The following is a 21497-nucleotide window of genomic DNA, read 5'->3' on the forward strand; positions in this document are numbered from 1 at the left end:
CTTAAAAGCCAGCAGCGGCGATCGCCGCGTCTGGGTTTTTGTAGCCCATGCTGAGCAATTCCTGGCGCGCGTAATCGCGGTTCAAGAATTGACGCATCTCATCGCGTGACACGTGCGCGATCTTGGGCATGGCCTTCACCTGTTTACTGTTGGCGTGCTGCTGCAAAATCCCCAGCGTCACGTGCAAGCCGGTGCTAAACAAGGCGATCCACATGGACGCCTTTTGTTGCGCGATGGGATTTTTGATTTTCAGCGTAGCGAGCGCGGCCTGGTCCACCTGCGCGGTGAACGCATCGGCCCCGTTCAGCAACGCCTGGTAGGCATCTGCGCCTGGGTTGGCCAGGTAGGTGTCGCACGCCGCGGTGAGCTTATCCAGCGCCGGCCCGGCGCCATCCACCAGAGGCTGGAGAACGCCGGCAATGTCGGGATCTAAAACCCGCACCTCTCCGACAATCATCTGCGCCTGGGGCAGCAAAGCCTTGGCAGTCTTTAGCCCGCCCTCTACCCGCTGGACCGCGGCCACGGTTTGGGCCTGGCTATACGTGCAGCCCGTTGTGGCGATTGGCACAACGATCAGCGCAGCGCACAGGAATAAAGATAGGCTGGACTTGGCCACGTTCGCCGCGGAAGGCAGCGCGCCGGGCGACGGCATCCAGTGATTGAAGATCGCGCCGGTGGCCACCACGACCGTGGACCACGCGGGATGCGTCGTCACGAACTGGACAAGGTATTTTTGTATCTCAGGAGAGAGCGCGGTGAGCACCGTCCCCAGCAATGGCAGCAAAGATGGAAGCAGCTTCTTGAAATTCGCGTTTCGGGTTCTCCCGGCCGCAAAAGCGGCCAATTTCGGCCATTTCTTAAGCCCTGGGCGCCCGGCGCAAACGTTTGCGCCGGGCGCTTTTGGGGGTTGTCTTACTGCACGGCGCGGAACAGTGTGCCGTCCAGGAACACGTGGCTGTAGATCCCGGTGCCCGCGATCGGGGTGCCAGGAGCCGCTACGACGTTCGCGGTGGTGAAGGGCGCGGCCGTCACGTTGCTGATGGTGGGGTCAATCACGCAGTTGAACTGCTGCTGCTGCTCGATTGGCACTCCGCCGTAAGCCAGCGTGTAGGTGTTGCGCGCGTCCGGCCAGCCGTTCGCGGTCAGCGAATAGCCGTTGGTCGCGGCAAACGTGCCCATCATGGACGCGAATGCCCCGCCGCCGGCCGGCAGCCGTCCAACGATGGTGTCCTGGTAGCTCTTCCCGTTCACGTTGAATTGGAAGAAGCATTCCATGTACTTTTCCAGATCGTTGCCGACTACGTTGCCCTCAGTGAACACGCTGATAGCGCGAACAATGTGCTTGTTGGGCGCCTGCAACACTCCGGCCAGGATCTGGCTGGTGTGCGCCGGCGTTTTCACAAAGCCAGCGACGCCGCCAAAGTTGTACGTCTGCCCTTGCGGGACAGCGAACAGCGTCAGCTTGACGGTGGCCGTGTTGAGCGCGACCGCGTAGATGTCATAGAGGGCCTGGGTGATTCCTTCCAGGTAGCCCGCCATGATGGGGTTTTTCCGGCGAAGCCGGGGACGCCCCAGGTCGAACCCTTCCAGTTCAGGCAGGTGCGCGAACTTGCGCGATGCTTGCTTGGTTTGGCGATTGGTTGCTCTCATCTCTAACACCTCCTTCTGAGAGACTCAAATTCGCCAAATGCAAAAACTCTAAAAACTCTCCAGTCTCGGGACCGCGCAACCGACCGATGCGCGATCCAGCGAGGGATAAAGGCCCATACTCAAAGCGAGGACGTGGCGGAGCCGCCTAAGCGGCCCAGCGCGAACCCCAACGGGTTGGCTCGTCTGACGCCGCTCCCGGCAGTGCCGCCGGCGCTGCTGCTGCCGCGGCCAGTTGCGCCGCGGTGGACTGCGCCGCGGACTGGACCGAAGGCATAGGCGAGCCGCTGTAGCCAGGATTCAGCAGGTAAGGACCCTGCCCTGACGTAGGCAGCGGGAATGAGTTTTCGATGTAATAACCCATGTCCCCGCTCAGACCGATCGGGAAACTGGACCCGAAGAAATTGTTAAAGATCCTCAGACCCGTCGCGATCAGACCGCCGGCCAGGAAGTGCGCGCCGGCTTGCGGACCGGCAAACTTGCCAACCAACTGGCCGCCGATGAAGGCGGTCGCGCCGTTCAGCACATAGCCGATAACGCCAGTGTTGTACTGAGCGGCCACCAGGCCAGGAGCTGCGAGCGAGCCGACTGCGCCGGCCGTGCCCCACAGCAGAAGCCCGCCGATTTCGCGAATGCTGCCTGCCCCGCCTGGATTACGACGGCGCCGGAAGCTCTTGCGATGCCTCGCTCCGCCAAACCCAAACGGGTTTGAACGGCGGTGACTCGTGCGCCGGTGATGCGTGTTGCCAATCCGGCGGTGAGACTTTCTCTTTTTCGCCACGATAAAAACACCCCCTCCCCCGCTGAGCTTTTGGCCTCTCGGCTTGTGAACGCGCCGGCGAAGGCCGCGCCCTGAACTTGGATTAACGACTCTGATCTTCATAAAATTGCCCCTTTAAATTCGATTGCAGGCGTCCCTGGCCTTTTTCAGGTCTTACCCCACGCGCACAACTTCAATCACTTACGCCGGCGCCGCGCCTTGCTTTTCTTTGCCACTGGCAAGCCAGCGCGCCTGGTGCGACCGCGACGCGCGGGATTGCGTTTCTTCTTTTTCCCGCGGCCGCGCGTGGACTTAAACTCAAACTTCAGCCCCGCGGCCTTCAGCGCCTTGCGTATGCCGCGCGCCTCGCTCGGGTTCTTTGCAACGATGGTCCTGGCTTTCATGCTCTCCTCACCCCGCTCTGTCTATGCGATACCTTCCGCCGAAAAAGAATGCTTGCCCGGTGTCCTGGTCAATCAGCAACTCCATCTGCGTTCCCGTTCCCGGCGCGCCGGCGCACTGTGCGATCCAGCCCTCTGCCAGCCCTTCTGGCCTGATGAGGATCTGCGCCACGGGACCAAAGACCAGAAACCGCGTGCCCTTCAATTGCCCGCGCGCGCGATCGCCCAGCTCTTGCTTGATCATCGGCGCCGCTGGCGGGACGTAATCGCCGGTGACCTGCGCCGCGGTGGGAATTGGCGGGACCCACGCGGGATCTGGAATATCAGGTAGGCCCACTCTGCCATCCGCACGAACGATTGGGTCCAGCAGCAGCAGCGTGCTGCGGTCCTTGGTTTGTGCGATCCGCGGCATCAGGCTCTGGCCTTTTTGTCCTGTCCCGTAAAACTCCAAACGCACGCCTAAGCTGTTGGCGACTGCTGCGCTGGGCAGCGCGGCGCCTTGCGACGCCTCCAGTACGATCACCCACGCGCGGCCGATCAGCTCATAGTCGTTGTGCAGAATTCTGTCTTGTTGCCAGCTCAGCGTGCTGGCCGGCGAGTCCATCGTGCCCTGTGAAGTACCCATTTCTCAGATCCTCGCTTTCTTCCACTTCGCCAGCTCGCGCTGTGCGTTGCGTAGCTCTTTCTCCTGGTCCTTGACCATTCCCCTTGCCTGCGCCAGCCTTTCCTTCTTGCCCTGGACCTTCGCGCGCAGCTCACGGAGAAATAGCCTGCGTTGTTTCTTTTTTCCCGCGAGCGTGAGGACTGGTGGCATCTAAAACACCCCCAGCAGTTTTGCCGCTGCCAACCCGCCCACGCCCCAGATCACGATCGCCGGCAAACCAGTGGACGCGGCGAGCTGGTCCACCAGTGAAGCCGCGGCGCCAACTGGATTGCTTGTGATTGAAGGCGCGCCACCAGCCGTGATTGCGTTGCCGCTGGCGTCACATGGCCAGGTGCGGCCTTCGTTCTTCCCAAACGTGGTGTAGTGCGTCCAGGCCCCGGCCGGTCCGCCCGCCGTCCCCATGCCGGGGTCCGCGGCCACGTCGGGATAAAGTTTCCAGTAGGCTTGTGCGCACGCCAGCGACGCCTGCGCCGGCAGCATGGCCGCGTATGTAGCTTTTCTTTTCGCGATCACGCCGCGGGCCTCCGCCAAAATGAAGCACGCCGCGTTGCAGTGGCTGGAGTCCTGTTTCAGAATAGGGCTTACGTTCTGCTGCAAATCTGAATACAGTTTGTCCAGCGACGGCCCCGCCTGCGCCGCGGTGATCACTCCCTGCTGGACCGCCTGGTCAATCACGCTCAGCGAGTCATTGATCGCCTGGACCACAGCGCAGATGATCTGCTGCTCTTGCTTCACCTTAGCCGCGTGGTGGGCGAAGATGGCGCCAAAGACTTCCAACACTCCGCCCACGGCCAGAACGACCGGCGCCAGCGGCCCGGTTGCGCCCGCGGCGATCGCCGTTGTGGCCCAGGAGACGGCCGCGCTGCCACCCGCGCTAGTGATAAGCGCCGCTTTGCTCGGCCCGATGACGCCTGAGCAATTCTCCGCGGTGTAGAGCGCGCCTTGCGACATGGCTTGCTGTACAACCTGCTGCACGTTGGCCGCGGCCGGCGCGCCAGACTGCCCCGCAAAAACCTGCTGCAAGATCGTGGCATCGTCGCCCAGGCGAGTGTGACGCCGGCGCGCAACGCGGCGCGCGGGGAGCGGCTGCGCCCCAGGGGGGTAAGACCCCAGCGGCAACGGGCGCCGGCCTAGATCGTTCGTGGTTGGAGTCTGAACGTACATCGGGCGCTTAGGGTTCGACCTCCAGCAGTTTGGGCTTTGCCTGCTCTGCCGGCGTGCGGGGTTCGAGTTGGTCCGCGGGAAACATGACCAAGCTGCCTTCCATCGAATGCCCAGACGGGTGATCGCTGCCAGTGATGCGGCATACAAAGTTGTCGGCATCAGGCAGGCCCTCATGGGACACTACTTGTGCGGGCACGCCGGCCAGGTGTGGCGCTGTGATGGTGACCAGGTCGCCGCGTTTGAATTTCTCTTCCATGATTCGCTCCTTTAGCCCTCTAAAACGGGACAGCAGTTTTGTCAGTACCTCTCGCACGTCGAATCCTCCAGATCTGGTCCGCGAACGATGAACGCCGCGCGGGCGACGTGGCCCTGATCATGGCGATCGCTTGCCGCGGGTGCAGATCGTTGGACTCGCCTTTCAAACTCTTGACCGCCATCATCCACTGCGCCAGAGACTTTGCCGGCTCCGCGGCCGGGTTGTATTCCTGGTCCACGCGCTGGCCGATGTTGTAGCGTTTCATCAGATACGCCACCAGGATGTTGTGAGCATGGCAGGAGTACACCAGGTTCCTGGGGTCGTTGTCTGACTCCACGCCGTTCAGGTGGTGGACCCGCGGGTTTTTCAGTGACCCGCAAAACACACACCGCTTGGACTGGCGTTTGTCAATGCACTTGGCCGCGCGGTTGCGCTGCTGGCGATCAGTGATCTCGCCGGCCGGCTTTCGAGTTTCAATCTGGCATTGCATCAGTTGATGATCCCCGGCGCTTCCACGCGATACGATCCGCCCACAAACAAAACTTGCTTGGTCAATTTGTCAAAGACCAGGCGCGGCCGTTCCCCGCCCTCTTCCCCGAATACGTGGACCCACTCCAGCACTTCGTGGGGCTTCTTGGCGACGTAGACCACAAACGTGGCCTCGCCCAGATCCACAAAGTCCTTTTGGGTGTCGGTTTCAAACTGGCTCACGTCAATCTCCAGCGGCTCTGTGCAGATCACGTAAAGCTGTTTGCCGTTGGGCGAGCTGGCCAGCAGAGCAATCTCTTTCAGGTACTGGTGGGGATCGTCCAGAACTCTCTTGACCTGGTCCACCTGCGGCCCGGTGAGGAATGCCATGTGCGGGAGCTTTTCCCAGTGCTGGACTACAGCGTCCGGCCGCGGGTTGATCTTGTCGAATTTCTCACCGTTCACGCCCAGCGCGACCAGCGGCCCCAGGATGGTGTAGTCCTTGCGTCGCTTCGCTGAAACCTGAAGATCAAACTCGCCTTCCGGCGCGCGCTTGTGGAATTGCTCGTACAGGTCCTTCGCCTGGTCCGTCGCGTTGGGGTTCCCCCGCGGTCGCACGTAGCCCTCTAGCTCCGTGTGTCTTTCCCCGCGTCGGCTTTTTGGGGTGCGCTTTAGAAACGTGGCGAGATCCCGTCTGGTCCCTGGCTTGTCATAGTCGCCCGGCCGCGGGTTCCCTTTCTTCTTTGACACTCTGACTATGTTGCTGTCGCTTGCGATACCCGGCGTCCCATGCGCTCCACCCATGTTGAGGACCCAGCCGCCGCTGCTGCTTGGCATGACTGCGCGGCCGGTGCGCTGCTGGCCATGCGGCGTGACGATCGTGACGCGGTCCCCTGGCCGGATGGCGTCCACCAGGCCGGGGTTCTGGCGCAAACGTTTGCCGGGGTTGCGCCTTAAATCGAACTCGACGCCGATATGCTCCGCGGCGCCGTGGGTGCGGCCCGATGCCCGTTTTGCGATCTCCAGAACTTGCTGGTGGGCTTCGCCGGTGAATGGCTGGCCGGCAATCCTTATGTCCAGCCAATTGTGCGCGGTCCCGCGGCCGTGGCCTACTTTCGCCTTGAATCCTGCTGCGGTGAGTGCGCGGCGAACGTTCAGGATCTCCGCCGCGCGTTCTTCCCGGCGATTCTCTGTATTTTTCTTGCCGGCCACGTGGGCTATCTTCTCGCCCGCGCCAAACGCCAGCCCTTGCACCAGCGCGAGGGGCAGAGGGTTTTTCGCGGAGTGCTTCGCCAAGGCGCGGCGGCTGTATACCTTTTCCGGGTTGCCAAAGATGATCAGCTCGCCGGGGTTCTTGCCCACGGCGCGCCGGAACAGAGATTCAAAGCCTTCCCCGCTCGCCGGATGGGGGACCATCTTTTCCGCGACGGGCTTTTTGTAGCCTAGGTTTCCCAGGGCAGATAGCACGTCGCCGCGGACCGAGCTTGCCTGCGCGACGCCGCTCGGGCGGGCGCGGCGACGTGTGGCTGGCTTCCCGCCTAGTCCGGGACTGAGCGGAACGCCAAACAGCGAAGCAAAGCCCTTGCGCGCGGCGCCCTTCATCTTGTGGACGATCTTTTTACGCACGCGCTTTTTCTCTGAGCGGGTGAACAGCGGATTGGCGTTGGGCTGGGTCACTATGCTTGTTTCTTCCTCAGCAGGTCGAAGTCAGGGAACGCCATGCCAGGCGGTGCGATCGCAGGCGGTGCGTTCAGCCCCAGCATGTCGCGCTTGTTTTTTTCCAGCGTGGTCGTTGCCAGGGAAAGCAGCGCCAGCGCGTCCAGGATGTTGGAGTGCATACAGCTAAACTCCCCGGTCTTGGGGTTGAGCCGGACAAAGAGATACGCTTCGCCCTCGGGGATCCCCTGCGGTTTGCTGTTGTCAGACATACGTCCTCCGGGTAGAATTCACGCCACACCCCCTTGGCTGAAAGGAAAGCCCGTGGCCAAACTCCGCTCCAGCACGATCGTCAGACACTACGACCCAGACGATGAAGACCGGCCGCGGCGCCGGCGTGGGCGCGATCCAATCCGCGAGATTGCGCGCGCTGCTTTGCTGGTCTTGATCCTGTGGCTCCTCTACCAGATGTTTAAAAGTTATCCCCACTAGAAAGGAAAGCCCGTGGCCAAACTGCGTTGGATCGCCGGTATCGTCCTGGTCCTTCTTGTCGCAAGCGGCGCTTACAGCGTCATTTCCCGGCGCATGGCAAGTGCGAGATTCAGCAGCCAGGTTTACGGGGAAGTCCCCGATGCCCCCAAAAGTTTTGTGCTGAAGCCAGGTCAGGCGATGACTCTTGGACCGCCCCACAGCGCCGGCAACGTGCGATACGACGTGGCTTCCTCCATGCCGGTGAACACTGGGTTGATGGTCAGCGGCGGACGCTGGCCCAGAGACGCGATCTGCTACGAAGCCCAGGTGTTGGCCTCTGTGAAGTCCTGCAAGGTTGACCCGCCCAATCCTCAGTGGATCGTCGTTGCAGACACCAGGACTTCCAGCGATGTCGTTGCCGGCGCGATTTTTGGAAACCAGCAAGTGATCGCTGACAACAAAGTGACGGTCACCATCTATCACTGGGGTTGCGCGAGAAACTGCTGCGCGACCCTGGATTGCCGGTAACGCCAGACAAAGCGCGATCTGTAAGACGTTTCTCATAGGTTCTTGATCAACACGATCGCGCCGATAGTCAGCGCGATGCCGCCCACGGTCCCCACGCCAAGCCCAGAGAACAGCGAGCTAATGTCAAAGGGCGGATTGGAAGATCCAGATGGCGCCTGGTCTGAATAAACCAGGCCCGGCGAAACTGGCGCATCAGTTGCAGGACCAGAGGCAGAGACAAAAGTAAAGCTGGCGTTGCTGATGTTGTCAGAGAGGACCTTGGCCATCTCCATCCCGGCGTTCAAAACAATGCTGCCCTGCCCTGAGTAGACGAAAGAGATTAGATATCCCCCACCAGGAGCCGGCGTTGGTGTGACGTTGCGAAAATTTGAATCGCTTTTCAGGGCAGACACGATATCGCTGGTAGCCAGACCCACGCAGACACCAAACAAACCACAGCTCACGTTGAACTGAAAGACGTAGTTGCCTCCAATCACCATCGTGCTGCCAGGGTCAAGAGTGCCCAGGCCACTAAGCCTCACCGGCGCGTGGACGCCGCGGGCAAAGGCATCGTCGCGCGTGAGTCTGATCATGTGCGCGTGACGGGCTGCAGCGGCGTGGATATGCTGCATACGTTGGGCGTGGTCCATCGCGGCCGCGGATGCTTTCCAATCGGGATGCGAAAGCCGGCGCAGCTCGCCCAGGGTGCGCACCGTTCCCGGCCGCCAGCCGTTGGGATTGTCAGTGTTCGCGCGCATGTAGCTCATCGCGCCACCGTCCAGCACCGTTTGAGCGGGTCAGTTGCCACGTCCACGCGATAATCGGGTCCATAGCAAACGCGATCGCCGGACAGCAGTTCGTACGCAAACTCTGAACAGAAGCCCAGCTTTTTGCAGGGATAGTCGTTCTTGTCCTGGGCCACGATCTGAGGGACGTTGGGATCGAGAATGTAGAGCTTCACCGTGTGCTTGGGTGCAGCACAGCCGATCGCGACGAAGGCCAGAAACAGAAATAGCGTTTTCTTCATTTCTTTTTCCCTCCAAACAGCAGCAGCGCCGCGATCCCGCCCAGGACAAGGTAGCTGTTCTTCACGCCGGGAATCATCTGCTGATCAAACCAGGACGATGCCGGCGCCGCGGCCGCGGCCACCGTTGCCGGCGAAGGGATTGTCCCCGACGTGGGCGTGACCACCAGCGGCTTGGTGCTGGCCTGTGTGCTGGGGACTTGTGCCGGCAGAGTGGTGAACACGCCCGGCTGGGTCGCGGGATTCAAGCCAGGCCAGGCGCCGGGCAGTGTGTCAGGATTCTGAAAGGGTGTTGGAGCGGCAACCAACACAGGCCCGCCCTGGAATGCAGGAGTCATTGGCGAGCCGTCGCTGATAGGCTGCGGCGGACCAAAGGGCTGCGTGCTGAAGTCGCTGCCGGCAGATCCAGCCACGACAAAGCCCAGACCCAGGCGCCGCGGGAATGGCACGTGCACGCGACTATGCGGGAAGATGGTGCCTCGCCTCATCTGCGCTTCCCCTTATTGGCCATCGCCATCACCAGCAACGCTCCCCCGCCCAGCAGCGCGACGTTGGGGATCACTGCGCTGCCAATGCGAGTTGACCCGCTGAACAAAGTGGAAACAGAAGTCTGCGCCGGCACAACCGTTGGCCGCGGCGTTCCCGCGTTGAAGCTGAACACGATTGGAAAGCCGCTGGGCGATGTGGCGGTGATAGGCGGGACGGCCGGGTTGGCAAAATCAAACGTTGTGCGCTGGGTTCCTGGAGCTGGGGCCACCACAGTGGGAGTCACACCGGGCAAAGACACGTCGCCCTGTTCAGTGGCCATTGAGGGATCAGGCGGGCAAGGCACGATCGTGCCATCGGGCTGAGGCCCACACACGTCTGCCCCTAGTCCGCTGCAGGGCGCCCCGCAATTCAGATTGGACATGCCGCGCCGATTCATATCGTCATGGCGATGCCGGCGCAAACGTGTGCGCCGTCCAGGGCTGGTGCGAGAGATGATCCTGCGGCCATCGGGGAGCTGCACGAGCTGGTGGCCGCTGGCGGTGACCGGCTGGCGCAAAGCGGTGATGGCCACCGGCGCCGGCGGCGGCTGGGGAGTTTGCTCAAACACGCCGCGCGGGAGAATGTCAGTGTTGTAGAAGCGATATTTACCCGTGGCCGGGTCCACGCGATAGGTGACCGCGCCCTGGCCTTGCGACGTGGCCCGCGGCGGTGGACCAGGCGGGACCCATTCACCTGAGACGCCGCGTGTGCGCGACAATTCAGGCTGAGCGTAACGGGGGTAAGGCGCGCCGTCCCAACCCATGCGGGGATTAATCGGCTGGCTCAAGCTGGTAGTGGGCAGAGGAAAGCGCGCGCGCTGGTACCAGCCCAGCGGCCGGTGTCCAAGATCGTTCTCAGTCGAAGTGCGAATGTAGCTCATCGTCTGCCCCCAAGCGCCATGAACGCCAGAAGGCCGATTCCCCCGTAGAGCATCCAATCGGGAATGGTCCCCACGGCCGACGTCACAATGCCACCAGGCGCGCTGCTTACCATGAGCTGTCCCGTGGGTGAAACAGGCACGAGCTGGCCGGTCGTTGGATTGACGGCGAAGCCAGGCACGCTGGGCCGTATGCCGGTGTTTGTCGCGTTGATGATGCTGGCCGTGGCCTGGCCGGCCGTGCCCACGATCTTTGCGATGCCGGTGGCGATGTCTTCAAAGTCGCCCATGCGACGCAAGCGGCCCGGGCGCCGGCCGTCGTAATAGCCGCCCAGCCCTTGAATGTCCTGAAAACCGGCGTTGGTCAGCGACCAGACGCGCTTGCGAAAGTAGTTTCGCGGCCCGCGGCCAAAAGCAGGATTGCGACGTGCAGAGTCCAGAGGGAGCCATTGGCCGTCAATCTCTACCTCGCAGTAAATGTGACTGAAGACCCGCGGCGCGCCGGGATCTGAACTGACGGTGACCAGGCGCACGTCGTGGCCGATGGTGGCCAGCAGAGAAGGCAGCAGGACGCTGTTAATGTCGTCACAGTCGCCGGCGCGGACCAGAAGGATCTCGCGGGCTGTCCTCAGCGTTTCAATGCCGGCAATGTCCCGCGTGAAGCGAATGTTTTGCCTCACCCATTCGTAGACGGCGCGGATCTCGCCTACAAAGTCAAATTGCTGGACGCCGGCCGCGCGCACGATGGCGATCGCGAATCGGTTGATGTACTGGTCCGTCATGCCCTGGTGGACCAGCTTGCGTATGCGTTCAATCGTCTGCGCTGTGCCGCGGTCACCGTCAGACAGGGGCAGGCTCAAAGTGGGTTGCAGGCCCAGCAGGACCGCGAGCTTGTCAGGGGGAGGGCTTTGTGTTCGCGTCGCGAGTTGCTGATTCATTTTGGGCGCCCCTTCTTTCCCATCGTCCTGGAGTGCAGCACTGCCAGGAACAATTCCAGCACCGGCCTGGTTGCCGGCGTCACTGGAATCACCGCTTGCTTCTTGGTACCCGCTAGCACGCCGTTCAGGTCGCAAAACGCTTTCTGCAGCTGCGACGCATTGGGGGGAGCCTGCATTGCGAATTTAACGGCCAGCCGGTTTGCATTTGACTTTGGTCAGTAGCTCGATCGCGGCTGGCCTGGGTACCGAGCGGGGTGAGTCTGGCAAAGGACGCGACGGGACGCAAGAGTTTGCCTGTTACAGGGAAAACCACGTGCCCTGTTACAGGGATGAGAATGTACCCACGTGCGCTATACAGGGATTTTTTGCCCACCTGCACCACTTTTTGTGCTAATGTCTCAAGGCTTAGTCCCTCAACCGAGACGTTCCCCCGAGCCTCGCTGGGTTTTGCATTTGAGGGAAGGTTTGCATGGCTACGCGCACGAACGCTCCCGCCCAGCGCGGTGGGGTACTACACCAATCCATTTCACTTACGCCCGACGCCGCTGCCGCGGCCGGCGATCCAGCGCAGGACTCCGCCCCGACTTTCTGGGAACGCATCTACGCGATCAAGCCAGAAGAGTGGGCAAACTATTTCTGTTATCTCTACCGCGGCCGCGGCGGAGCCAGCCTGGCAAAGCTCACTCACCCATTCGACGCCGATTGGGTGAAACAGCAGTATGGCGGGGGAGATTACCGCGCGCTGCTGAACGACCAAAACTACAAGATGGTCGCGTCGCACAGCTTTTCCATCGAAGGTCCACCCAAGCCGTCGCCAGTCGAAGCGCAAACGGCTGCGCCGGCGGCCGCGCCTAACGACGCATTCCAGGCTCAAGTGCTGGAGCTGATCAGGGAAAGCAATCGGCAGACACAAGACCTGGTCCGCGAAGTGTTGCGCGATCGCCAGCAGCCCGCGGGCTACGCAGCCGGGGCGGTGGACCCCAACATCGCGCTGAAGGGCGTGATAGAGATGCTGGTGGCCACCATGCCCAAACAGCAGGACCCGCTAGCGTTGCTGGTCCAGCTCAAAACATTGATGCCGACACAAACCGACCCGCTTGATTTTCTGGTCAAGCTGAAGACCGCGGGCTTAATCCCCGATGGCGCCGCGGGAGGCACCTTGCTGGAGCAAATCGAGAAGATCACAGAAGTCGCCAGCAAGCTGGGACTCTCCGCCACCGGCAGCAAGAGTCTGGGCGAGATCCTGCTGGAGAAAGGCCCTGACATCCTGGCCGGCATTGGCACAGTAGTGGACAAATACAAAGGCGTGGAAAACACCAGGCTGGAAGCAGCAAAGACCATTCGCGAGGTCCAGCGAAACGCCGCGCCTCCAGGCGTGGCCCATACAACTGCAACGCCGGCAGGTCCCGCGGCGCCGCCAGCGATCGCCGCGCCGCCCAGCTCAGCTCTGGACGTTGAACCAATTGGAACGCCAGGCGCGCCCACGTCGCCGGTCACTACTGAAAACATGATGACAGAAGCCGACCTGGTCAAAAGCAAGATCGTTAAGGCGATCGCCAACGGCGCCGGCGGAGGGGACATAGTCAGCTTTATCGGCGTGATGGATGAAGCTCTGCTGGACACTTTCCGCGGCGTGTCGGCCGCAGACCTGGAGATGTTCTGCAACATGGACCCCATCTTGAAGCAAGCAACCCAGCTCCCGCGCTTCAAGGAGTGCGTCCAGGAGATCGTAGAGGTCCTGCAGGAGGAAGAAGTCGAAGCGAGGCCGGTCAACTGAAGAAGTTACCCCGGTTACCCTGCTAGACACTCTAGTTCAAAAAAGTTCTTGACTATGTGTCTATAGTTGTAGTTATACTACGCGCATCTGAAAGTTTTGCTTCTTTCGAGATTACCCGCCTATACGTTATCAGACGTTACCGGTCTAGCCTGCGAGAAGACAGGCTCCCCGGATCCCCTTTCTTACTCATACCTCAGCGCCACCATCGGATCCACGCGGGAAGCTCTTCTTGCCGGAACGTACCCTGCCACGGCGGTCACCGCTAACGTGGCCGCTATCGCCATAGCGATGCTCAAAGGATCGTGTGGCCCGAGTCCGAACAACCTGGATTTGAGTAGCCCGGTCGTCGCCCAGGCTGCGGGCAGTCCCAGGGCAAGGCCCGCCAGAACGATTACTGCGGTCTCGCGTAGGACCATGCCTAGAATGCTTCCCCTTCCGGCGCCCAGGGCCATGCGGATGCCGATTTCGTTGGTGCGGCGGGCCACCACGTAAGCCATGGTGCCGTAGAGCCCAACGCAGGCCAGCATCAGCGCCAGGAAGCTGAAAGCTGAACTCAAGGCGGCGAAGGTCCGTTCCAGGAACAGCACTTCATCGATCACTTGGGCTTCCGTTTTGATGTCAACGATGGGCACGTTCTTATCCACGGCCGCAGCCTCTTGCCGGACGGTGGCGATCAGGCCGGGCATCCCCGCCTGTCCGCTCTTAACGGTAAAGGTCATAAAGGGCCAGGAAAAGGCTTTCACGTCCTCCAGAAAGCCCGCAGAAGTGAATAGCTGCTGATGAGAGAAATACGCAGTCGGCGGCACATCTTCGCGGATGCGCGCGTATTTCACGTCACTGGCCACTCCAACAATCTGATAATGCACGGGGTGCTTGCGTCCTCCCAGCACCAGTTCGTGTCCGATAGGGTTGTCACCGTGCATATATTTATCGACAAATCTCTGGTTTACCACCACCACTGGCGGCGCGGCTGCCGTATCCTGCGCGCCAACAGCACGTCCTAGTCGAATCGGGATATTCAGGGTTTCAAAATAGCCGGGGCCGACCACGTGGCGGTACACGTCGGCCCGCTTGTCACCTTCGGTGTAGCCAGGAATTGCAGCCGCAGTGATGCTCATGCCCGCGCCGATGGCATTACGGTCAGAAAAAGTAACGGCTTGCACCCCGGGAATTCGTTGCAGGCGCCGCTGCATCTCCAGGTAGTACTGGTTCAATTGCGCATCCTTGTAGCCGTTCAGCCCAGGTCGGACGCTAAAGAGCAAAATATTCTGATGATCGAAGCCCAAGTTGACGCCTTGCAGGCGATTCAACGTTCTTAAGAGCAGCCCGGCGCTTACCAGCAGCAGTAGGCAGAGGGCAACCTGTCCGGCAACCAGAATCTTGCCGGCCCTGAGCTTGCGTCCTGAAGCTCCGGACGAAGGCTGCTTGAGCGAACTCAGCAGGTCCATGCGTGTGGCGCGCAGCGCCGGGGCCAAGCCGAACAGAATGCCGCTCAGGAGGCAGACGGCGCTGGTAAAGAAGAGCACGCGAGTGTCCAGGTGCAACTGCAGCGTGATTCGTTCGCGGCCGCTGGAGAGCAGCGCCAGCAATACCCTGCCGGCCCACTTGGCCACCACCAGTCCCAGTGCGCCCCCGCAAAAGGCAAGCAGGAGGCTTTCCGTAAGCAACTGGCGTATCAACCGGAAGCGGCGCGCGCCCAGGCTTAGACGTACCGCAATCTCGCGCTGGCGGGCGCTGGCTCGCGTGAGCAGCAACGCAGCAACGTTGCCACAGGCGATCAGCAGCACCGCGCCCACCATCATCATCAGCAGCAATAGCGAACTTGAAAACTGTCGTCTCAAGTTATCAAGGCCCTGCTTGACGGGAACCACCTGCAATGCCGGTTTGTTGGGGTCAGCCGTTGCAACAACCGTGCGCAAAGCCTGATCGAACACCACGGCCAATTCGGCTTCGGCCCGTTTTTGGCTGATGCCGGGTTTCAGCCGGCCAACCACGCCTGCCCACCATACTTTGGGATCTTTCAGGTAGGTCAAGCCGCTGTCTGTGCCGCCGTGACGAGCCTGCTCGGCGGAATACAGAGCAAGGGGAACATAGAAGCCCGGCGAGCTTCCCGGCTCCAGACCAAAGAAATCCGGCGGAGCCACGCCGACGATGGTGATAGGTAGGCCGTTGAGCACCACTGACTTCCCTGCAACTTGTTGCGTCCCGCCCAATCGCTGCTGCCAGAACCGGTAGGAGACTACGGCGACCGGCGGCGCCGACTCGAGGTCGTCTTCAGGAAGAATCGTGCGACCCTGTGCGGCCTGCACGCCCAGGCCTTCAAAGTAGTTGCCGGAGACGCCTTGGATATTGGCGGCTTCCGCCCGCCCGTCAATCCCCACGTTCACCTCATCGCTGTTGGCGGCGAACGCGAAGGTGCTTGTGAAAACGTGGTTCTGTTCGGTGAACTGCCGGTAAGCGGCGTAGCTGAAGGAATAGCTGGTCATCCCCTGGTCGCCGCCGCCAAAGCCGCTGCCTTCCAGATCATTCACGAATTTCTCCGGCCAATCCTTGGCATGCCACTGCAGCATCACCAATCGCTGCGGCTCGGCGACCGGCAGCATGCGCAGCATCACCGCGTCAATCGCGCTGAAGATGGCAGTGTTGGCGCCAATGCCCAGGGCCAGGGATACAATCACCACCAAAGAGAAGCCCGGATTTCTGGCGATCATGCGCCCGGCATACCGCAGGTCTTGCGCTAGGGTCTCCAGGAATTGCAGCCCGCGCTGCTGGCGATAGACATCTTGCGTCTGGGCAACGCCGCCGAAGTGTTTCTTGGCCTCCCGGTGCGCTTCTTCCGCGGACATCCCCTTGCGGCGGTTTTCTTCCTCCAGCAACTCCAGATGGGCGCGGATCTCCTGGTCCAGCTCCCAGTCATTCTGCCGCTGGCCAAAAAGGCCTTTGATGCGCGCGCCCAGAATTTGCAACCAGTCCATATGGTTAGTTTCTCCCCAGCACCCGGCGGCGGTCAGCAGCGCCGGGCGGCTCTCCTGTTGATATCCAACAGAAATAGACTCCCTTTCCTTTTGAATGTCAACAGGAGAGTTTTTCCTTCCCCGAACAACTCCCGGACATTGACGCTAGAGCACAATCTTCGGCTGGAAGAGCGTGCCGGCGACTCTCTTGGCGATGGCCAGAAGTTCCCTTTGGCTGGAAAACACCCGCACCATGCTGGCTTTGCTGAATTCCGGCAGGTTGACGGCTCCGCCGTGCTTAAGGCGGACTTGCGCTTCCGGCGGCGCCATGACAGCGGGAAATTCGGGCAATACCAGCCGGGGATGCAGGAAGAGTTCGTCAATTGAGCCAGCGGCCATCGCTTCTGCGAGTTCCTCCAGACTGTGCGCGTTCTCCAGATCCAATTCGCGGACCGCGGTGCGGACCAGCGCCGACAAATGCGCTCCCGTCCCCAGAACTTTGCCCAGATCGTGCGCCATGGAGCGCAGGTACGTCCCCGAGCTGACCCAGGCCTTGAAACGCGCAATCTTGCTCTTCGGGTCCCACTCCAGGATTTTAAACTCCTTCACTTCGACTTCCTTCGGCTTGAGTTCTACTTCCTGGCCTTTGCGCGCCAGCTTGTAGGCCGGAACGCCGGCAATCTTCTTGGCCGAGAATGGCGGCGGCATCTGCTGTATCTTCCCCGTAAAGCTGGCCGCGGCCGCCTGGATCTGTTGCAGCGCCAAGTTCACCGGGAGCTCCGGGCCGGTGGGGTCGCCGGCGGCGTCATAGGTGTCCGTCGCCTGGCCAAAGCGGATCGCGCCTTCGTAGCGCTTGTCGGAGTCGGTATAGAACTGCGCCAGGCGGGTAAAGCGTCCCAACACCAGCGGCAGGACGCCGGTGGCGGTGGGATCGAGCGTCCCCAGGTGCCCCACGGACTTCTCCCCGCAAATGCGGCGCACTCGCGCTACCACGTCATGCGAGGTCATCCCGCCCGGTTTGTTGATGATCAGTACGCCGTCCACTTGAGTAACTCCGTGATATCAAGCATCATAATCAAGAAGCAGCAAATTAATGCTCCCCATTAAAGACGACGCGCCGCGCTCCAGCACTCCCTACGTCACTTATTTCTTGATCGCACTGAACCTCTTCATCTTTCTTTTTGAATCCACACTGCGGCCGCGCGCGCTGGCCAGCTTTGAATTTCAGTTTGCCCTGGTGCCTCAGCACGTGGAAGGCTGGATGTCCGGATCGCTGCCGGCCTCCTACGCCCTGCTTCCCTTCTTCACCTCCATGTTTCTTCATGGCGGCTGGCTGCACGTGATCTTCAACATGTGGTTTCTGGCGATTTTCGGCGACAACGTAGAAGACCGGACCGGCCACTTTACGTATCTGGCTTTTTACTTGGTCTGCGGCTTGGTCGGCAATCTGGCGCATTTTGCCTTCAACTTTAGTTCTCCGGTGCCAGCAGTGGGCGCCAGCGGTGCGATTGCCGGCGTGATGGGGGCATACTTCTTGCTTTATCCTCGTGCGCGTGTGCTGACCTGGTGGGGCTTCTTCGTGTTCTGGCTTCCCGCGTGGCTGGTCCTTGGCTACTGGTTCCTGGGCGAGTTCCTGAGCGGCGCCGCGTCGGTTTTTACCTCGTCCGGCGGGGCCGGCGGCGTGGCTTTCTGGGCGCACGTGGGAGGATTCGTCTGCGGCTTGCTTCTCATCAAGCTGCTGCCAACACGCAAGAATGTTTACGCGTTTGAGGACTACTGAATCCGCGAAGCTGGATGCCGCTCAAAATCGAACACTCATTCCCTAAGTAGAGCACCCTCTCAGCCGCCACAAGAGCATCTTGCTGGCAGCCTGCTACCAATTCTTGGGACGAATCGTCTACATGCTCGAATCGTAAATCAAAATCTCAAGCAGGCACCCAAATGCTATTCAAATGCAACTCAGCGCGGCTGCTCTCCATGATCGTTTGGGTTTGGCTCCTCGCCGCAGCAGCGCCGGTAACCGCCCAGCCGCAGACGCTTTCTGTCCCCGCCGATTCCCCGCGCTGGGACCTGCAAGGACAAGCCAAGGTAGCCGACTATCAAGGCCGCAAATGCCTCTTTCTCGATAGTGGAGCGGCGATCTTGAAAGACTTTGAAATGCGCGACGGCGTCATTGACTTTGACATGGCAATGCCCGATGCCGGCAACTCGAATAAGCGCGGATTTTCCGGTCTTCTGTTTCGGTTGGACAAAGACGGCGCCAACGGCGAAGAGCTCTATCTGCGCCAGCACAAGTCCGGGCTTCCTGACGCCATGCAGTACACTCCGGTCCTCAACACCGGCCGCAACTGGCAGATCTACAACGGGCCGGGATTCACGGGCGCGGTGGATATCCCGAAAGACTCGTGGTTCCACCTGCGCCTGGAGGTTGCTGGGGCGCAGGCCAAGTTCTACGTCAAAGACATGGAGAAGCCCGCGCTGGTGATGAATGATCTGAAAAGCGGCGTACAAAGAGGCCAGGTGGCCCTGTACGTTCTGACTGGCGCGACGTATTTTTCGAATTTCGAAGTACGGGCAACGACAGACGCGGCCTGGGAGCGACGACTGACGCCGATGCTCACGGGCACTCTCGCTAAGTGGAGCCTGTCGCCTACCTACGATGCGCTCACGCGCAATCTGGAGCGTCCGCTCTCGCCCGCGGAGACGGCGGCCATCCAATGGCAGGACGTGGAAGCCGAGCCGCCGGGCTTTGTGGTCATCTATCGTTATCGCGAAGCACCGCATCCGAGAGTCTCATTTCAGGGCGATTTTTCCAAGCGCCTGGAACCGCAGCCGGGCATGAAAGTCGTGTATGCGCGGACCAGCATCACGTCCGACCGCAACCAAGTGAAGAAGCTGTACATCGGCTATAGCGATGACGTCAGCGTGTTCCTGAATGGCCAGATTCTCTACCGCGGCCGTAGCGCCCAGGGCTTCCGCGACCCCGGGTTCCTGGGCATCGTCAACCCGGAGAACGACGCCGTCTACCTTCCGTTGAAGAAGGGCAACAATGAACTGGTGCTGGCGGTGAGCGAACTCGGCGGCGGGTGGGCGTTCATTTGCCGCTTGGTGGACATGGAGAACTGAGTCAGAGGTTCACAAGACGCCAGCGGCCGGCAAAACTCTGATTTCGTCAATCGATGCGTTGGCCGGCACCGATACTGCGTGCAAGACGGCTTCGGCAACGGTTTCGGGCGACACCATCTTGGCGCGTGGAGCGTCGGGCCAGAACTGCTGCCATATGTCGGTATCGGTGGCGCCGGGCATCAGGGCTACCACGCGGATGCCGCGCTTTCGCAGGTCGTCTCGCAGTGCCTGGGTGAAGCCCATCGCGCCAAACTTGGACGCGTTGTAGGCTGACATCCCCGCGAACGGCTGCACCGCGGCAACCGACAGGTTGTTCACGATGGTCCCACCTGCGCGCATCAACGGCAAAGCTCCGCGGGTGACCAGAAATGTTCCGGTGAGATTGGTGTCAATCACCTGCTTCCAGGTTTCAATGGAAAGCTGGTCAGCCGGCGCCAGCGCGTGGGCCACGCCGGCGTTGTTGATCAGCACGTCAATCGTTGCGTGGCGTTGCTTAATCCGCTGAAAGGCTTTTTCTATAGCGGTGGGATCGGTGATATCGAAGACAAGAGTTTCGACGCTGGTCGCTTTCAGCGAATCCGCGGCGGCTTGCAGAGAGGCCGCGTTGCGTCCGGTGATGATGACTTTGTAACCCGCGCCGGCGAACGTTCGTGCCAGAGCCAACCCGATGCCCCGGCTGCCGCCGGTGATCACGGCAAGTTTGGTGTTCGCCATCTAGAACGTGCTTCCGTTCTTGCCGTTCCTGATCAGCGAGAGAAATTCTTTCCGCGTTTTGTCGGACGAGCGGAAGCTGCCCAGCATGTGGGAGGTCACCGCCGACGAATGCTGTTTCTCCACCCCGCGCATCATCACGCACATGTGGCGGGCCTCAATCACCACGCCCACGCCCTGCGGCTCAATGGCTTCCTGCAAGGTCTCCGCGATCTCCACGGTCAGGCGCTCTTGAATTTGCAGGCGCCGGGCAAAGATGTCCACCAGCCGCGGGATCTTGCTCAGGCCCACGACCTTGCCGTTGGGGATATAGGCCACGTGCACCTTGCCAAAGAACGGCAGCGCGTGGTGTTCGCACAGGCTGAACATCTCAATGTCTTTGACGATGACCATTTCGTCGTAGTTCACCTCAAACAAGGCCCCTTGCAGGACCTGGCTGGGGTCCTCGCGATGGCCCTTGGTCAGGTACGTCAGCGCTTTGTACATGCGCTCCGGGGTCTTGATCAGGCCGTCGCGGTCCGGGTCTTCTCCCAGGCGCAGCAGCAATTCGCGCAGCAGGTCCTGCGGCGTGGCTGAGGCCAGGTCGTCCAGGTCAACCGTCTTCTTCAACACGTTCCCTACAGCTCTTGGCTTCACGCTGAGCTCCCTACGTACGGATTTCTTTTCCACCGGCATATTCGAATGAATTCAACATGGTCTCTTCCACACGGACTTTCTCCACCGCTGCATGACGGAAACCGTTCTTCAGCGTGCTGAACAGCTCGATGCAAAGGTTCTCCGTGGTTGGCACCACCTCGCGGAACTCCGGCAAGGTATTGAGGTTCTGAAGGCCGAAGCGTTCCACAATTTTTTCGTTCACAAAAGCGTCCAGGTCGGCCAGATTGCAGACCATCCCTGTTCTGGGATCCACCTGGCCCGTTACCGTCACCTCCAGGCTGTAATTGTGGCCATGCCCGAAAGGGTTGTTGCACTTGCCGTAGACCGCGCGGTTCTCTTCCGCCGACATGGCATCGCAATGCAAGCGGTGCGACGCGGGAAACCTGTACCGCCGTGTCAGGTACGCCTTCATGCTTCACCGTAATAGTCCACAAAGAGGTCCGGCGTCTCATAGACGCGGATGCGATGCAGTTGCGCGGCGTTCAGCTTGCTCTGCAGCCGGTTCCATATGGCGATGGCCAGGTTCTCTGTGGTGGGGATGGCGTGCTTGAACTCAGCAACTTCGTCATTCAGCGACCGGTGGTCCAGCGCGTCAATCACCTCGCGGTTCATGATGTCTTTCAGCTGCTTCAGGTCCACCACGAAGCCGGAGCGGGCGTCCACTTCCCCTTTGACCGTGACTTCCAGGGTGTAATTGTGGCCGTGGCCGTGAGGATTGTTGCACTTGCCAAAAACCCGCTGGTTCTCCTCAGGCGTGAAGTCCGGATTGTGGTAGTAATGCGCGGCAGAAAACTCTGCCTTTCGCGTCAAATAGACCATCAGAATCAGCTCTTCAGCTTGGAATATCCCTTTCAATAGATGAGTTGATCAGCACCCGAGGTTCAGAACCTCACCAAGTGTGCACCCATCCA

At 60.8% G+C, this 21497-nt stretch carries 26 protein-coding genes; 4 read left to right on the forward strand and 22 right to left on the reverse strand.

What is annotated here, in order from left to right; genetic code table 11:
• Position 1 precedes the first annotated feature (1 nt).
• From LAO20_14305 to LAO20_14355, 11 genes are all read right to left on the reverse strand, one after another.
• Positions 2-784, reverse strand: a complete 783-nt coding sequence (locus LAO20_14305; GenBank protein MBZ5532601.1) for a hypothetical protein — start codon at positions 782-784, stop codon at positions 2-4.
• Between the two features lie 128 nt (positions 785-912).
• A complete protein-coding gene (locus LAO20_14310; GenBank protein MBZ5532602.1) occupies positions 913-1650 on the reverse strand; it encodes a hypothetical protein in 738 nt (245 codons plus the stop codon).
• A 145-nt stretch (positions 1651-1795) separates the two neighbouring features.
• Positions 1796-2428 carry a hypothetical protein gene (locus tag LAO20_14315; protein MBZ5532603.1) on the reverse strand — a complete coding sequence of 211 codons (633 nt, stop codon included), beginning with the start codon at positions 2426-2428 and terminating at the stop codon, positions 1796-1798.
• Between the two features lie 176 nt (positions 2429-2604).
• Complete coding sequence (locus LAO20_14320; GenBank protein MBZ5532604.1) at positions 2605-2811, reverse strand: hypothetical protein; 207 nt, start codon at positions 2809-2811, stop codon at positions 2605-2607.
• Between the two features lie 7 nt (positions 2812-2818).
• The gene (locus LAO20_14325) at positions 2819-3433 is read right to left on the reverse strand and encodes a hypothetical protein (protein MBZ5532605.1); all 615 of its coding nucleotides are present in this window, start codon (positions 3431-3433) and stop codon (positions 2819-2821) included.
• Positions 3434-3436: 3 nt separating this feature from the next.
• Complete coding sequence (locus LAO20_14330) at positions 3437-3622, reverse strand: hypothetical protein (protein MBZ5532606.1); 186 nt, start codon at positions 3620-3622, stop codon at positions 3437-3439.
• Positions 3623-4636, reverse strand: a complete 1014-nt coding sequence (locus tag LAO20_14335) for a hypothetical protein (GenBank protein MBZ5532607.1) — start codon at positions 4634-4636, stop codon at positions 3623-3625.
• 7 nt (positions 4637-4643) lie between these two features.
• Positions 4644-4892, reverse strand: coding sequence for a hypothetical protein (locus LAO20_14340; protein ID MBZ5532608.1), 249 nt, complete (start codon positions 4890-4892; stop codon positions 4644-4646).
• A 19-nt stretch (positions 4893-4911) separates the two neighbouring features.
• Complete coding sequence (locus tag LAO20_14345) at positions 4912-5382, reverse strand: hypothetical protein (GenBank protein MBZ5532609.1); 471 nt, start codon at positions 5380-5382, stop codon at positions 4912-4914.
• Positions 5382-7037, reverse strand: coding sequence for a hypothetical protein (locus LAO20_14350; protein ID MBZ5532610.1), 1656 nt, complete (start codon positions 7035-7037; stop codon positions 5382-5384). The genes LAO20_14345 and LAO20_14350 overlap by 1 nt, the downstream gene beginning before the upstream one ends.
• Complete coding sequence (locus tag LAO20_14355) at positions 7037-7288, reverse strand: hypothetical protein (GenBank protein ID MBZ5532611.1); 252 nt, start codon at positions 7286-7288, stop codon at positions 7037-7039. Before LAO20_14355 ends, LAO20_14350 begins: the two co-directional genes overlap by 1 nt.
• A gap of 232 nt (positions 7289-7520) precedes the next feature.
• Here LAO20_14355 and LAO20_14360 point away from each other — a divergent pair, with 232 nt between their 5' ends.
• Entirely contained in the window at positions 7521-8015 is a 495-nt protein-coding gene (locus tag LAO20_14360; protein ID MBZ5532612.1) for a hypothetical protein, read from the forward strand.
• Between the two features lie 32 nt (positions 8016-8047).
• Here the strand turns inward: LAO20_14360 and LAO20_14365 are convergent, their stop codons facing one another.
• Genes LAO20_14365 through LAO20_14385 form a run of 5 tightly spaced genes read right to left on the reverse strand, consistent with a single transcriptional unit; the run spans position 8048 to position 11361 of the window.
• Positions 8048-8761: a hypothetical protein gene (locus LAO20_14365; GenBank protein ID MBZ5532613.1), complete on the reverse strand. Its 714-nt coding sequence runs from the start codon at positions 8759-8761 to the stop codon at positions 8048-8050.
• Positions 8758-9021 (reverse strand): hypothetical protein, encoded by a 264-nt coding sequence (locus LAO20_14370; protein MBZ5532614.1) that lies wholly within the window; start codon positions 9019-9021, stop codon positions 8758-8760. Before LAO20_14370 ends, LAO20_14365 begins: the two co-directional genes overlap by 4 nt.
• A complete protein-coding gene (locus tag LAO20_14375; GenBank protein ID MBZ5532615.1) occupies positions 9018-9506 on the reverse strand; it encodes a hypothetical protein in 489 nt (162 codons plus the stop codon). The genes LAO20_14370 and LAO20_14375 overlap by 4 nt, the downstream gene beginning before the upstream one ends.
• Positions 9503-10426 (reverse strand): hypothetical protein, encoded by a 924-nt coding sequence (locus LAO20_14380; GenBank protein MBZ5532616.1) that lies wholly within the window; start codon positions 10424-10426, stop codon positions 9503-9505. The genes LAO20_14375 and LAO20_14380 overlap by 4 nt, the downstream gene beginning before the upstream one ends.
• Complete coding sequence (locus tag LAO20_14385; protein ID MBZ5532617.1) at positions 10423-11361, reverse strand: hypothetical protein; 939 nt, start codon at positions 11359-11361, stop codon at positions 10423-10425. The genes LAO20_14380 and LAO20_14385 overlap by 4 nt, the downstream gene beginning before the upstream one ends.
• A gap of 469 nt (positions 11362-11830) precedes the next feature.
• On the opposite strand from LAO20_14385, the gene LAO20_14390 reads away from it, so the two are divergent.
• Complete coding sequence (locus tag LAO20_14390) at positions 11831-13138, forward strand: hypothetical protein (GenBank protein ID MBZ5532618.1); 1308 nt, start codon at positions 11831-11833, stop codon at positions 13136-13138.
• A gap of 182 nt (positions 13139-13320) precedes the next feature.
• On the opposite strand, the gene LAO20_14395 is transcribed toward LAO20_14390, so the two are convergent.
• Positions 13321-16113 carry an ABC transporter permease gene (locus tag LAO20_14395; protein MBZ5532619.1) on the reverse strand — a complete coding sequence of 931 codons (2793 nt, stop codon included), beginning with the start codon at positions 16111-16113 and terminating at the stop codon, positions 13321-13323.
• A 144-nt stretch (positions 16114-16257) separates the two neighbouring features.
• Positions 16258-17136 (reverse strand): tRNA pseudouridine(55) synthase TruB, encoded by an 879-nt coding sequence (truB, locus tag LAO20_14400; protein ID MBZ5532620.1) that lies wholly within the window; start codon positions 17134-17136, stop codon positions 16258-16260.
• Between the two features lie 49 nt (positions 17137-17185).
• On the opposite strand from truB, the gene LAO20_14405 reads away from it, so the two are divergent.
• The gene (locus LAO20_14405) at positions 17186-17872 is read left to right on the forward strand and encodes a rhomboid family intramembrane serine protease (protein ID MBZ5532621.1); all 687 of its coding nucleotides are present in this window, start codon (positions 17186-17188) and stop codon (positions 17870-17872) included.
• 161 nt (positions 17873-18033) lie between these two features.
• Positions 18034-19218, forward strand: a complete 1185-nt coding sequence (locus tag LAO20_14410) for a DUF1080 domain-containing protein (protein MBZ5532622.1) — start codon at positions 18034-18036, stop codon at positions 19216-19218.
• A gap of 9 nt (positions 19219-19227) precedes the next feature.
• Here LAO20_14410 and LAO20_14415 read toward each other — a convergent pair whose 3' ends face one another.
• Genes LAO20_14415 through LAO20_14430 form a run of 4 tightly spaced genes read right to left on the reverse strand, consistent with a single transcriptional unit; the run spans position 19228 to position 21405 of the window.
• Positions 19228-19932, reverse strand: coding sequence for an SDR family NAD(P)-dependent oxidoreductase (locus LAO20_14415; protein ID MBZ5532623.1), 705 nt, complete (start codon positions 19930-19932; stop codon positions 19228-19230).
• Positions 19933-20604 carry a GTP cyclohydrolase I FolE gene (folE, locus tag LAO20_14420; GenBank protein ID MBZ5532624.1) on the reverse strand — a complete coding sequence of 224 codons (672 nt, stop codon included), beginning with the start codon at positions 20602-20604 and terminating at the stop codon, positions 19933-19935. It abuts the gene before it with no gap.
• Complete coding sequence (locus LAO20_14425) at positions 20576-20998, reverse strand: 6-carboxytetrahydropterin synthase (GenBank protein MBZ5532625.1); 423 nt, start codon at positions 20996-20998, stop codon at positions 20576-20578. The genes folE and LAO20_14425 overlap by 29 nt, the downstream gene beginning before the upstream one ends.
• Complete coding sequence (locus LAO20_14430; protein MBZ5532626.1) at positions 20995-21405, reverse strand: 6-carboxytetrahydropterin synthase; 411 nt, start codon at positions 21403-21405, stop codon at positions 20995-20997. The genes LAO20_14425 and LAO20_14430 overlap by 4 nt, the downstream gene beginning before the upstream one ends.
• Between the last annotated feature and the right edge of the window lie 92 nt (positions 21406-21497).

It is taken from the genome of Terriglobia bacterium (genome assembly GCA_020072815.1).
Classification (GTDB): domain Bacteria; phylum Acidobacteriota; class Terriglobia; order Terriglobales; family Acidobacteriaceae; genus Angelobacter.

Coding starts and splice junctions, on each gene's coding strand:
- LAO20_14310 (MBZ5532602.1), bottom strand. CDS start 1,650: ATGAGAGCAACCAATCGCCAAACCAAGCAAGCATCGCGCAAGTTCGCG.
- LAO20_14320 (MBZ5532604.1), bottom strand. CDS start 2,811: ATGAAAGCCAGGACCATCGTTGCAAAGAACCCGAGCGAGGCGCGCGGC.
- LAO20_14325 (MBZ5532605.1), bottom strand. CDS start 3,433: ATGGGTACTTCACAGGGCACGATGGACTCGCCGGCCAGCACGCTGAGC.
- LAO20_14330 (MBZ5532606.1), bottom strand. CDS start 3,622: ATGCCACCAGTCCTCACGCTCGCGGGAAAAAAGAAACAACGCAGGCTA.
- LAO20_14335 (MBZ5532607.1), bottom strand. CDS start 4,636: ATGTACGTTCAGACTCCAACCACGAACGATCTAGGCCGGCGCCCGTTG.
- LAO20_14340 (MBZ5532608.1), bottom strand. CDS start 4,892: ATGGAAGAGAAATTCAAACGCGGCGACCTGGTCACCATCACAGCGCCA.
- LAO20_14345 (MBZ5532609.1), bottom strand. CDS start 5,382: ATGCAATGCCAGATTGAAACTCGAAAGCCGGCCGGCGAGATCACTGAT.
- LAO20_14355 (MBZ5532611.1), bottom strand. CDS start 7,288: ATGTCTGACAACAGCAAACCGCAGGGGATCCCCGAGGGCGAAGCGTAT.
- LAO20_14365 (MBZ5532613.1), bottom strand. CDS start 8,761: ATGAGCTACATGCGCGCGAACACTGACAATCCCAACGGCTGGCGGCCG.
- LAO20_14370 (MBZ5532614.1), bottom strand. CDS start 9,021: ATGAAGAAAACGCTATTTCTGTTTCTGGCCTTCGTCGCGATCGGCTGT.
- LAO20_14375 (MBZ5532615.1), bottom strand. CDS start 9,506: ATGAGGCGAGGCACCATCTTCCCGCATAGTCGCGTGCACGTGCCATTC.
- LAO20_14380 (MBZ5532616.1), bottom strand. CDS start 10,426: ATGAGCTACATTCGCACTTCGACTGAGAACGATCTTGGACACCGGCCG.
- LAO20_14385 (MBZ5532617.1), bottom strand. CDS start 11,361: ATGAATCAGCAACTCGCGACGCGAACACAAAGCCCTCCCCCTGACAAG.
- LAO20_14390 (MBZ5532618.1), top strand. CDS start 11,831: ATGGCTACGCGCACGAACGCTCCCGCCCAGCGCGGTGGGGTACTACAC.
- LAO20_14395 (MBZ5532619.1), bottom strand. CDS start 16,113: ATGGACTGGTTGCAAATTCTGGGCGCGCGCATCAAAGGCCTTTTTGGC.
- LAO20_14405 (MBZ5532621.1), top strand. CDS start 17,186: ATGCTCCCCATTAAAGACGACGCGCCGCGCTCCAGCACTCCCTACGTC.
- LAO20_14410 (MBZ5532622.1), top strand. CDS start 18,034: ATGCTATTCAAATGCAACTCAGCGCGGCTGCTCTCCATGATCGTTTGG.
- LAO20_14415 (MBZ5532623.1), bottom strand. CDS start 19,932: ATGGCGAACACCAAACTTGCCGTGATCACCGGCGGCAGCCGGGGCATC.
- folE (MBZ5532624.1), bottom strand. CDS start 20,604: ATGCCGGTGGAAAAGAAATCCGTACGTAGGGAGCTCAGCGTGAAGCCA.
- LAO20_14425 (MBZ5532625.1), bottom strand. CDS start 20,998: ATGAAGGCGTACCTGACACGGCGGTACAGGTTTCCCGCGTCGCACCGC.
- LAO20_14430 (MBZ5532626.1), bottom strand. CDS start 21,405: ATGGTCTATTTGACGCGAAAGGCAGAGTTTTCTGCCGCGCATTACTAC.